Source organism: Achromobacter pulmonis (assembly GCF_902859765.1).
Lineage (GTDB): Bacteria > Pseudomonadota > Gammaproteobacteria > Burkholderiales > Burkholderiaceae_B > Achromobacter > Achromobacter pulmonis.
In genome coordinates, this window is sequence record NZ_CADIJV010000012.1 from 132548 (window position 1) to 143784 (window position 11237).

Consider the following 11237-nt stretch of genomic DNA (forward strand, 5'->3'; position numbering starts at 1 on the left):
CCCCCACGGCCGCCGGGGCTATCGGCGCCTCGGGTAACGGGGCGCTTATATAATGATCAATTCGCTCTTTGCCGGGCTCCCTCGCCGCCGTCATGTCTGCCGTCAGTCTTGAGAACGTCTCCAAAATCTACTCGCCGCGCCGCAGCGGCTGGGACAGGCTCACCGGGCGCGCGCCCGGCGCCGGCTTCCAGGCGCTGGACAATGTCAGCCTGAACATCGAGCACGGCGAGTTCTTCGGCCTGCTCGGCCCCAACGGCGCCGGCAAGACCACCCTGATTTCCATCCTGGCCGGCCTGGCGCGCGCCACCACCGGCCGCGCCAGCGTCTGTGGCTACGATGTCGTGGCCGACTACAAGTCGGCACGGCGGTCGCTGGGCGTGGTGCCGCAGGAACTGGTCTATGACCCGTTCTTCACGGTGCGCGAGACGCTACGCATCCAGTCGGGCTACTTCGGCCTGCGCAAGAACGACGACTGGATCGACGAGATCCTCTTCAACCTGGGGCTGGCCGACAAGGCCAACGCGAACATGCGCGCGCTGTCCGGCGGCATGAAGCGCCGCGTGCTGGTGGCGCAGGCGCTGGTGCACCGCCCGCCCGTGATCGTGCTGGACGAACCCACCGCGGGCGTCGACGTCGACCTGCGCCGCACGCTGTGGGAATTCATCTCGCGCCTGAACAAGGCCGGCCACACCATCATGCTGACCACCCACTACCTGGAAGAGGCGGAAGCCCTGTGCGGCCGCATCGCCATGCTCAAGGGCGGCCGCATCGTGGCGCTGGACACCACCCAGGCGCTGCTGGCGCGTGTCGGCGGCGTCGATCTCGAAGACGCCTTCGTGCGCATCATGCATCAGGACGACACGCCGCAACCTGAAGAGATTTCGCAATGACGCAGTCCGCCGCCAACGCCAACCAGCCATTGGTGCAGCCCCGCCTGGACGCGGGCTCGGGCTTTCCGACCCTGCTGCGCAAGGAATTGCTGCGCTTCTGGAAAGTCAGTTTCCAGACCATCGCCGCGCCCGTCATCACCGCGCTGCTGTACCTGCTGGTGTTCGCCCACGTGCTCGAAGGGCGCGTCATGGTCTATGGCAGCGTGCCGTACACCGCGTTCCTGATCCCCGGGCTCATGATGATGAGCATGCTGCAGAACGCCTTCGCCAACCCGTCGTCGTCGCTGATCCAGAGCCGCATCACCGGCAACCTGGTGTTCATGCTGCTGCCGCCGCTGTCGCACCGTGACATCTTCGCCGCCTACGTGCTGGCGGCGGTGGTGCGCGGGCTGGCGGTGGGCCTGTGCGTCTGGCTGGTGGCGCTGTTCTTCGTCTCGCTGGTGCCGTCCAACCCGCTGTGGCTGCTGCTGTTCGCGGTGCTGGCCTGCGGCATCATGGGCGTGCTCGGCCTGATCGCCGGCCTGTGGTCCGAAAAATTCGACCAGTTGGCGGCGTTCCAGAATTTCCTCATCATGCCGGCCACCTTCCTGTCCGGCGTGTTCTATTCCATCCATACGCTCCCGGCCTTCTGGCAGGGGGTGTCCCACTGGAACCCCATCTTCTACACCATCGACGGTTTCCGCTACGGATTCTTCTCGGTGTCGGACGTCTCCCCCTGGCGCAGCCTGGCGGTGGTGACGGGGGTGTTCCTCGCGCTTTCGATCTATGCGCTGCGGCTCCTGGCCAGCGGCTACAAACTCAGGAACTGACGTCCATGCTTCCCACTCCCGCGCAAGTCCGCCAATACATCGCGGACGGCCTGCCCTGTGAACACCTCGACGTACAGGGCGACGGCTCGCATTTCGACGCGGTCATCGTCAGCGCGGCCTTCGAAGGCAAGCGCCTGATCCAGCGCCATCAGTTGGTCTACGCGGCGCTGGGCGACCGCATGAAGGCCGAGATCCATGCCTTGTCGATGCGCACCCTGACCCCGGCTGAATACGCCCAGGCGGGCAAGTGACCATGGACAAACTCCGCATTACCGGCGGCGCGCAACTGCACGGCGAGATCGCCATCTCCGGCGCCAAGAACTCGGCCCTGCCGATCCTGTGCGCCGGCCTGCTGACGGCCGACGCGCTGACCATCTCCAATGTGCCGCACCTGAACGACACCGCCACCATGCTGCGCCTCTTGGGCCGCATGGGCGTGCGCGCCGAACGCGGCAGCGATGGCATCGTCACCCTGCAGGCCGACCGCGTCGACAGCCTTGAAGCGCCGTACGACCTGGTCAAGACGATGCGCGCCTCGATCCTGGTGCTGGGCCCGCTGGTGGCGCGCTTCGGCGAGGCCCGCGTCAGCCTGCCGGGCGGCTGCACCATCGGCCAGCGGCCGGTGGACCAGCACATCAAGGGCCTGGCGGCGCTGGGCGCCGACATCAGCATCGAGCACGGCTTCGTGGTGGCGCGCGCCAAGCGCCTGAAGGGCGCTTCCATCCGCACCGACATGGTCACCGTCACCGGCACCGAGAACCTGCTGATGGCCGCGGTGCTGGCCGACGGCCAGACCGTGCTGGAAAACGCCGCGCGCGAGCCCGAAGTGGTGGACCTGGCCGAACTGCTCATCAAGATGGGCGCCCGCATCCAGGGCCACGGCACCGACCGCATCGTGATCGACGGCGTCGAGCGCCTGCACGGCGCCGCGCACCGCGTGATCTCCGACCGCATCGAGGCCGGCACCTTCCTGTGCGCGGTGGGCGCGGCCGGCGGCGACATCATGCTGCGCAACACCGACGCCGGCATTCTCGGCGCCACGCTGGACAAGCTGACCGAGGCCGGCCTGACCATCGAGACCGGGCCCGACTGGATCCGCGGCGCCATGTCCACGCGCCCCAGGGCCGTCGGCTTCCGCACCCACGAGTACCCCGGCTTCGCCACCGACATGCAGGCCCAGCTGATGACGCTGAACACGGTGGCCGAGGGCACCTCGGTGATCGTCGAGACCATCTTCGAGAACCGCTACATGCACGTGCAGGAACTGCGCCGCATGGGCGCGGACATCGACATCGACGGCCATACCGCCATCGTCCGCGGCATCCCCCGCCTGTCGGGCGCGACCGTCATGGCCACCGACCTGCGGGCCTCGGCCAGCCTGGTCATCGCCGGCCTGGCCGCCGACGGCGACACACTGGTCGACCGCATCTACCACCTGGATCGCGGCTACGACCGGATGGAAGTCAAGCTGCGCGCCCTGGGCGCCAACATTCAACGCGTTACCGGCAAGGAATCGGCATGAGCAATGCCCCGCTCGCCCCCCTGACCCTGGCTCTGTCCAAGGGGCGCATCTTCGAAGAAACCATGCCTCTGCTGGCCGAAGCCGGCATCGAGGTGCCCGAGAATCCCGAAAGCTCGCGCAAGCTGATCCTGCCGACCAGCGATCCCGGCCTGCGGCTGATCATCGTGCGCGCTTCCGACGTGCCCACCTACGTGCAGTACGGCGCGGCCGACCTCGGCATCGCCGGCAAGGACGTGCTGATCGAGCACGCCGCGCAGCAGCCCGGGGGCCTGTACCAGCCGATCGACCTGAACATCGCCAAGTGCCGCCTGGCCGTGGCCGTGCGCAACGGCTTCGACTACGAGGCCGCGGTGCACCAGGGCGCGCGCCTGCGCGTGGCCACCAAGTACGTGCAGTCAGCCCGTGAACACTTTGCGGCCAAGGGTGTGTACGTCGACATCATCAAGCTGTATGGTTCGATGGAACTGGCGCCGCTGGTGGGCCTGGCCGATTGCATCGTGGATCTGGTGTCCACCGGCGGTACGCTGCGCGCCAACGACCTGGTCGCGGTCGAGGACATCATGCCGATCTCCTCGCGCCTGATCGTCAACCAGGCCGCGCTCAAGACCCGCGGCGAACGCCTGCAACCGCTGCTGGACGCTTTCGAGCGCGCCGCTTCCCGCAACGCCTGACCCAGGCCGCCGCGCCCCGGCGCGGCCGCCGCCACCCGCCTGAACGCCATGGCCCTGATCAATCGTCTCGACTCCCGCGATCCCGGATTCGCATCCGCCCTGTCCAAGCTGCTGGCCTTCGAGGCCACCGAGGACGAGTCCATCGACCGCGCCGCCGCCGGCATCCTGGCCGACGTGCGCGCCCGCGGCGATGCCGCGCTGGTGGAATACACCCAGCGTTTCGACCGCATGCCGCATGTGTCCGCGGACACGCTCGAAATCCCCAAGGCCGACTGGCATGCGGCCCTGGCCGCGCTGCCGGCCGCCCAGCGCGACGCGCTGCAGGCCGCCGCCGAGCGCGTGCGTCGCTACCACGAGCGCCAGCGCGCCGAAACCTGGACCTACACCGAGACTGACGGCACCATGCTGGGCCAACAGATCACGCCGCTGGACCGCGTCGGCCTGTACGTGCCGGGCGGCAAGGCCGCGTATCCCTCGTCGGTGCTGATGAATGCCATCCCCGCCAAGGTCGCCGGGGTGCAGGAACTGGTCATGGTCACGCCCACGCCGGACGGCGCGCGCAACCCGATCGTGCTGGCCGCGGCCGCCATCAGCGGCGTCGACCGCGTGTTCGCCATCGGCGGCGCGCAGGCCGTGGGCGCGCTGGCCTACGGCACCGCCACCGTGCCCGCCGTGGACAAGATCGTCGGCCCCGGCAATGCCTACGTGGCCGCCGCCAAGCGCCGCGTGTTCGGCGTGGTCGGCATCGACATGATCGCCGGCCCCAGCGAAATCCTGGTGATCTGCGACGGCAAGACGCCGGCCGACTGGATCGCCATGGACCTGTTCTCGCAGGCCGAGCACGACGAGCTGGCCCAATCCATCCTGCTGTGCCCGGACGCCGCCTTCATCGCCGAGGTCGAGGCCGCCATCGCGCGCCTGCTGCCGACCATGCCGCGCGCCGACATCCTGCGCACCAGCCTGGCCAACCGCGGCGCGCTGATCCAGGTGCGCGACCTGGACGAAGCCTGCCGCATCGCCAACGACATCGCCCCGGAACACCTGGAGATCTCCACCGAGCAGCCCGAGGCCTGGACCGCGAAGATCCGCCACGCCGGCGCCATCTTCATGGGCCGCTTCAGCTCGGAAGCCCTGGGCGACTACTGTGCCGGCCCCAACCACGTGCTGCCGACCTCGCGCACCGCGCGTTTCTCGTCGCCGCTGGGTGTGTATGACTTCCAGAAGCGCTCCAGCCTGATCCAGGTGTCGCACCAGGGCGCCCAGACGCTTGGCCGCATCGCCGCGGAACTGGCGCTGGGCGAGGGCCTGCAGGCCCACGCCGCCAGCGCCCAGTACCGGATCGACCAGCCATGAGCGAGGTCGCCGGCCGCATCGCCGGCACCATCCGGCCCGATATCCGCGAACTGAGCGCCTATCCGGTCGCGCACGCCGAAGGCTGCATCAAGCTGGACGCGATGGAATCGCCCTACGAACTGCCCGAGGCGGTGCGCGACGACCTGGCGCGCGTGCTGCGCGACACGCCGCTGAACCGCTACCCGGCCGCCGACCTGGCCGAACTGCGCCAGGCGGTGAAATCGGCCTTCGGCGTGCCCGCCGAGGCCGGCGTGCTGTTCGGCAACGGTTCGGACGAACTGATCCACATGGCGGTGCAGGCCTGCTGCAACCCGGGCGAGGTGGTGCTGGCGCCGTGGCCATCGTTCGTCTATTTCGACATGGCCGCGCGCTTCGACCACGCCCGCTTCGTCGGCGTGCCGCTCACCGAAGATCTGTCCCTGGATCTTCCAGCCATGCTGGCGGCGATCCGCGAGCACCAGCCCAAGGTGGTGTTCCTGGCGGTGCCCAACAATCCCACCGGCGGCGCCTGGTCGGACGCGGACATGGCCGCCATCATCGCCGCCGCGCCCGGTCTGGTGGTGGTGGACGAGGCCTACCAGCCGTTCACCGACCGCAGTTGGATGCCGCGCCTGCTGGACGCGCCGAACGTGGTGGTGATGCGCACGGTGTCCAAGATCGGCCTGGCGGGCCTGCGCTTCGGCTACCTGGCCGGCCACCCCGACTGGATCGCCGAGCTGGACAAAGTGCGCCCGCCCTACAACCTGGACGTGCTGACCCAGGCCGCGCTGCTGACCGTGCTGCGCCACAAAACGGTGCTGGACGAACAGGCCGCCCGCCTGCGCGCCGACCGCGAGCCGCTGGCCGCGGCCCTGGCGGCGCTGCCCGGCGTCAGGGTATTCCCTTCCGCGGCCAACTTCGTACTCGCGCGCTTTTCCGGCAAGCTGGACGGCAACGCCGTGCATCTTGCCCTGAAACAGCGCAAAATATTGGTTCGTAACTTCGCCAACGCCCACCCGCTCCTGGCCGACTGCCTCCGCATCTCGGTAGGCGCACCGGCCGAGAACGCCGCTTTGCTATCGGCACTGCAAGACATCCTCAGTGCCTAATCGAGTCCTGACATGCGTACCGCAGAGATCACCCGCAACACCAACGAAACCCGCATCCGCGTGGCCATCAACCTGGATGGCACCGGCAAGCAGACGATCGACACCGGCGTGCCGTTCCTGGACCACATGCTGGACCAGATCGCGCGCCATGGCCTGATCGACCTCGACATCAAGGCCGAGGGCGACCTGCACATCGATGCGCATCACACGGTGGAAGACGTGGGCATCACGCTGGGCATGGCCATCGCCAAGGCGGTCGGCACCAAGGCCGGCCTGCGCCGCTACGGCCACGCCTACGTGCCGCTGGACGAGGCGCTGTCGCGCGTGGTGGTCGACTTCTCCGGCCGCCCGGGCCTGGAATATCACATCCCCTTCACCCGTTCGCACATCGGCGCCTTCGACGTCGACCTGACGCGCGAGTTCTTCCAGGGGCTGGTCAACCACGCGCTGATCACCCTGCACATCGACAACCTGCGCGGCACCAACGCCCACCACCAATGCGAAACAGTCTTCAAGGCCTGTGGCCGCGCGCTGCGCATGGCCATCGAAGTCGACCCGCGCATGGGCGACGTCGTGCCCTCGACCAAGGGCGTGCTGTAAGCTGCGCGACCTCCCGCCACGCACCAGGTAAACCGAAGTGACCACTATCGCCATCGTCGACTACGGAATGGGCAACTTCCACTCCGTCGCGCGCGCGCTCAAGTACGCCGCCCCCGACGCGGACATCCGCATCTGCAACCAGCCCCAAGAAATCGACGCGGCCGACCGCGTGGTGTTTCCCGGGCAGGGCGCCATGGCGGACTGCATGCGCACCCTGAACGAATCCGGCCTGCGCGAAGCGGTCGTCAAGGCCGCCCGCAGCAAGCCCCTGCTGGGCGTCTGCGTGGGCGAACAGATGCTGTTCGAGTCCAGCGAAGAGGGCGACACCCCGTGCCTGGGCCTGTTCCCGGGCGTGGTGCGGCGCTTTGCCGGCCCGCGCTTCGCCGACCCGGTCGCGGCCGACGACGCGGCCTGCGAGGCCGACACCGGCGCCGCCGGACTGGTCGACGTCCGCCCCGAACGCTTGAAAGTCCCGCACATGGGATGGAACAAAGTCCGCCAGACGCGCTCTCACCCTATCTGGGACGGCATTCCGGACGACACGCATTTCTATTTCGTCCATAGTTACTACGCCGACCCGGCCGATACCAGCCTGACCGTTGGTGAAACCGATTACGGCGTTGCCTTTACCTGCGCGGTGGCGGCAGCTAACATTTTCGCGGTGCAGTTCCACCCCGAGAAGAGCGCCGAGCACGGTTTGCGCCTGTATCGCAATTTTGTAGACTGGCAGCCGTAAGCCGCAAGCACACCGCTGCGGCCCACGCGCTCCAGACCATTCAACCCCATATTTTCCCGCTGCCCACCATGCTGCTGATCCCCGCCATCGATCTCAAAGACGGACGCTGCGTGCGTCTGCGCCAGGGCGACCTGGACGATGCAACGGTGTTCTCCGAAGACCCCGCCTCCATGGCCTCCAAGTGGCTCGAACAGGGCGCCCGCCGCCTGCACCTGGTCGACCTGAACGGCGCCGTCGCCGGCAAGCCCAAGAACGAAGCGCCCATCAAGGCCATCCTGGAAGCCGTCGGCGACGACATTCCCGTGCAGATCGGCGGCGGCATCCGCGACCTCGACACCATCGAGCGCTATCTCGACGCCGGCATCTCCTACGTGATCATCGGCACCGCCGCGGTCAAGAACCCGGGTTTCCTGCAGGACGCCTGCGGCGCCTTCCCCGGCCAGATCATCGTCGGCCTGGATGCCCGCGACGGCAAGATCGCCACCGACGGCTGGAGCAAGCTGACGCGCCACGACGTGCTCGACCTGGCCAAGAAGTTCGAGGACTACGGCTGCGAAGCCATCATCTACACCGACATCGGCCGCGACGGCATGCTGTCGGGCGTGAACGTCGAGGCCACCGTGCGCCTGGCGCAGCACGTGCGCATCCCGGTGTACGCCTCGGGCGGCATCGCCGGCATCCAGGACATCGAGGCACTGTGCGCCGTCGAGGAAGAGGGCGTCGAAGGCGCCATCCTGGGCCGCAGCATCTACGAAGGCACGCTCAACTTCCAGGCGGCGCAGGCCCGCGCCGACGAATTGGCCAAATGACCAACGCCAGCAGGTCCACCGGGGCCGGCGCGCCCGTCCAGAGCGCGCTGACCCGCCGCATCATTCCCTGCCTTGACGTCACCGCCGGCCGCGTCGTCAAGGGCGTCAATTTCGTCAACCTCGCCGATGCCGGCGATCCCGTCGAGATCGCCCGCCGCTACAACGAGCAGGGCGCCGACGAGCTCACCTTCCTGGACATCACCGCCACCAGCGACGGCCGCGACTTGATCCTGCCCATCATCGAGCAGGTCGCCTCGCAGGTCTTCATCCCCCTGACGGTGGGCGGCGGCGTGCGCCAGGTATCGGACATCCAGCGCCTGCTGAACGCCGGCGCCGACAAGATCAGCATCAACAGCGCCGCCGTGGCCAACCCGGAACTGGTGCGCGCGGCCTCCGACTACCACGGCTCGCAATGCGTGGTGGTGGCGATCGACGCGCGCCGCGTCTCGGCCGCGGGCGAGGCGCCGCGCTGGGAAGTCTTCACCCATGGCGGCCGCAAGGCCACCGGGCTGGACGCCGTGGCCTGGGCGCGCCGCATGGCGGCCTATGGCGCCGGCGAGATCCTGCTGACCAGCATGGACCGCGACGGCACCAAGTCGGGCTTCGACCTCGAACTGACCCGTACCGTGTCGGACGCCGTGCCGGTGCCCGTCATCGCCTCGGGCGGCGTCGGCACCCTGCAGCACCTGGCCGACGGCGTCACCACCGGCCGCGCCAGCGCCGTGCTGGCCGCCAGCATCTTCCACTTCGGCCAGCACACGGTCGGCGAATGCAAGCGCTTCATGGCCGCGCAGGGCATTGAAGTAAGGATATGACGATGAGCAACGAACCCGGCTGGATGGCCGATGTCGTCTTCGACGAGAACGGCCTGATCCCCGCCATCGCGCAGGACGCCGACAACGGCCAGATCATGATGGTGGCCTGGATGAACCGCGAATCGCTGGCCGAGACCGCCGCCACCGGCCGCGCGGTGTACTGGTCGCGCTCGCGCCAGCGCCTGTGGCGCAAGGGCGAGGAGTCCGGTCACGTGCAGCAGGTGCACGAGCTGCGCCTCGATTGCGACGGCGACGTGGTGCTGCTCAAGGTGCACCAGGAAGGCGGCATCGCCTGCCACACCGGCCGCGCCAGCTGCTTCTACCGCCGCCTGGAAGGCCCGACCGACCAGGCCTCCTGGGTCACGGTCGATCCGGTGCTGAAAGACCCCGAACTGATCTACAAATGACCGACTCGCCCCTGACCGCCCACGACGTCCTGGCCCGCATCGCCGACACCCTGGAGACCCGCCGCCCCGAGAACGGCGGTGATCCCAAGGCCTCGTACGCGGCCAAGCTGCTGTCCAAGGGCCCCGACGCCTTCCTCAAGAAGATCGGCGAAGAAGCCACCGAACTGGTCATGGCCGCCAAGGATGGCGTGCCCGAACGCATCGTCAGCGAAACCGCCGACCTGTGGTTTCATTGCCTGGTCGCGCTGACGCACTTCAACCTGCGCCCCGACGACGTGCTGGCCGAGCTGGCCCGCCGCGAAGGGCTGTCGGGCCTGGCCGAGAAGGCCAGCCGTCCCCAGGACTGACACGGAACCGGAAAAATGAGCGCCAACTGTATTTTCTGCAAGATCGCCGCCGGCGAGATCCCGTCCAAGAAGGTCTACGAGGACGAGGAGTTTGTTGCATTCCACGATATCAACCCGGCCGCACCGGTGCATTTATTGCTGATCCCTCGACGTCATGTCACATCCATGCAGGATATTACGGCCGAGGACGCAGGTTGGTTGGGTAGAATGATGGCATTGGCGCCGCGGCTTGCCGCTGAAAACGGTTGCCGTCCGGGCCCCGATGGCGGATTTCGCATCATGATCAACTCTGGCGTCGAAGGCGGCCAGGAAGTCCCGCATCTGCATTTCCACATCCTCGGCGGCCAGCGACCCTGGAAAGGGCGCATGGCCCCCACCGCGTAATACGGAGAACCGTCATGGGTAGCTTTAGCATTTGGCATTGGTTGGTCGTTCTGGTCATCGTGGCGCTGATTTTCGGCACCAAGAAACTGCGCAACATCGGGTCCGACCTCGGCGGCGCCGTCAAGGGCTTCAAGGAAGGCATGAAAGACGCCAACAGCGACAAACCGGCCGAGCCGATCGCGCAACAACGCGTCTCCGGCGATACCATCGACGTGCAGGCCAAGGAAAAATCCAACTCCTGAGCCCTGCCCCCCGGACCGGCCTGAAACCGCCGGTCCTCATTGCCTCAATTTCCGAGCGGCCGTCGAATGTTTGATGTCAGCCTCACTGAACTGATGGTGATCGGCGTCATCGCGCTGATCGTCATCGGCCCCGAACGCCTGCCCAAGGTCGCCCGCACGGTCGGCCACCTGCTTGGCCGCGCCCAGCGCTACGTCAATGATGTGAAGTCCGACATCCAGCGCGAAATCGAGCTGGACGAACTGCGCAAGTTCAAGAGCGAGATGGAAACCGCCGCGCAAGACGTGCAGCAATCGCTGCACGACACCCACAATGCGCTGCAGGAGCCGGTGCAGCAGTTCCGCGCCGAGCTCGACGAGGTGGCCCGCGAAGCCAGCGGCAAGCCCGCCATCGCGGCCGGAACGGCCGGCGCCACCGCCGCCAGCGGGCCACTGATGACACCGCTGGCCGCCGAGCCGGCCGAAGCGCCGCCGTCCATCGCGCCGCCCAGCCCCAACCTGAACCTGGACCTGGATCCGCCCGCCCCCGCGGCCGGCGGCCAGCCCGCTCCCGCCCCGCAACCCGCG

16 protein-coding genes are annotated in these 11237 nt (G+C 67.9%); all 16 read left to right on the top strand.

Annotation, left to right across the window (positions count from 1 at the left end; all coding sequences use genetic code 11):
* The first annotated feature begins 92 nt into the window (after positions 1–92).
* On the top strand, positions 93–890 hold the full coding sequence (locus tag HV701_RS12685) for an ABC transporter ATP-binding protein (RefSeq protein ID WP_175133379.1): 798 nt from the start codon (positions 93–95) through the stop codon (positions 888–890).
* A complete protein-coding gene (locus HV701_RS12690; protein ID WP_175133380.1) occupies positions 887–1699 on the top strand; it encodes an ABC transporter permease in 813 nt (270 codons plus the stop codon). The genes HV701_RS12685 and HV701_RS12690 overlap by 4 nt, the downstream gene beginning before the upstream one ends.
* 5 nt (positions 1700–1704) lie before the next feature.
* Positions 1705–1950, top strand: a complete 246-nt coding sequence (locus HV701_RS12695; protein ID WP_006388061.1) for a BolA family protein — start codon at positions 1705–1707, stop codon at positions 1948–1950.
* A 2-nt stretch (positions 1951–1952) separates the two neighbouring features.
* Positions 1953–3221: a UDP-N-acetylglucosamine 1-carboxyvinyltransferase gene (gene murA, locus HV701_RS12700; protein WP_175133381.1), complete on the top strand. Its 1269-nt coding sequence runs from the start codon at positions 1953–1955 to the stop codon at positions 3219–3221.
* Positions 3218–3892 (top strand): ATP phosphoribosyltransferase, encoded by a 675-nt coding sequence (hisG, locus tag HV701_RS12705; RefSeq protein ID WP_175133382.1) that lies wholly within the window; start codon positions 3218–3220, stop codon positions 3890–3892. The genes murA and hisG overlap by 4 nt, the downstream gene beginning before the upstream one ends.
* A gap of 48 nt (positions 3893–3940) precedes the next feature.
* Entirely contained in the window at positions 3941–5245 is a 1305-nt protein-coding gene (hisD, locus tag HV701_RS12710) for a histidinol dehydrogenase (protein ID WP_175133383.1), read from the top strand.
* Positions 5242–6333, top strand: coding sequence for a histidinol-phosphate transaminase (gene hisC / locus HV701_RS12715; RefSeq protein WP_175133384.1), 1092 nt, complete (start codon positions 5242–5244; stop codon positions 6331–6333). The genes hisD and hisC overlap by 4 nt, the downstream gene beginning before the upstream one ends.
* 12 nt (positions 6334–6345) lie before the next feature.
* Positions 6346–6933, top strand: a complete 588-nt coding sequence (hisB, locus tag HV701_RS12720) for an imidazoleglycerol-phosphate dehydratase HisB (RefSeq protein ID WP_006388056.1) — start codon at positions 6346–6348, stop codon at positions 6931–6933.
* Between the two features lie 37 nt (positions 6934–6970).
* Positions 6971–7669, top strand: coding sequence for an imidazole glycerol phosphate synthase subunit HisH (hisH, locus tag HV701_RS12725; protein ID WP_175133385.1), 699 nt, complete (start codon positions 6971–6973; stop codon positions 7667–7669).
* Positions 7670–7737: 68 nt separating this feature from the next.
* Positions 7738–8478 (top strand): 1-(5-phosphoribosyl)-5-[(5-phosphoribosylamino)methylideneamino]imidazole-4-carboxamide isomerase, encoded by a 741-nt coding sequence (gene hisA / locus HV701_RS12730; protein ID WP_175133386.1) that lies wholly within the window; start codon positions 7738–7740, stop codon positions 8476–8478.
* The gene (gene hisF, locus HV701_RS12735) at positions 8475–9293 is read left to right on the top strand and encodes an imidazole glycerol phosphate synthase subunit HisF (RefSeq protein WP_175133387.1); all 819 of its coding nucleotides are present in this window, start codon (positions 8475–8477) and stop codon (positions 9291–9293) included. Before hisA ends, hisF begins: the two co-directional genes overlap by 4 nt.
* Positions 9294–9295: 2 nt before the next feature.
* A complete protein-coding gene (hisI, locus tag HV701_RS12740) occupies positions 9296–9700 on the top strand; it encodes a phosphoribosyl-AMP cyclohydrolase (RefSeq protein ID WP_175133388.1) in 405 nt (134 codons plus the stop codon).
* The gene (locus HV701_RS12745; RefSeq protein ID WP_006392326.1) at positions 9697–10047 is read left to right on the top strand and encodes a phosphoribosyl-ATP diphosphatase; all 351 of its coding nucleotides are present in this window, start codon (positions 9697–9699) and stop codon (positions 10045–10047) included. The genes hisI and HV701_RS12745 overlap by 4 nt, the downstream gene beginning before the upstream one ends.
* Before the next feature lie 15 nt (positions 10048–10062).
* Positions 10063–10431, top strand: coding sequence for a histidine triad nucleotide-binding protein (locus HV701_RS12750; RefSeq protein ID WP_175133389.1), 369 nt, complete (start codon positions 10063–10065; stop codon positions 10429–10431).
* Between the two features lie 14 nt (positions 10432–10445).
* A complete protein-coding gene (tatA, locus tag HV701_RS12755; RefSeq protein ID WP_175133390.1) occupies positions 10446–10673 on the top strand; it encodes a Sec-independent protein translocase subunit TatA in 228 nt (75 codons plus the stop codon).
* Positions 10674–10739: 66 nt separating this feature from the next.
* A partial coding sequence (gene tatB, locus HV701_RS26755) for a Sec-independent protein translocase protein TatB (RefSeq protein ID WP_254595164.1) occupies positions 10740–11237 on the top strand: 498 nt, incomplete at its 3' end.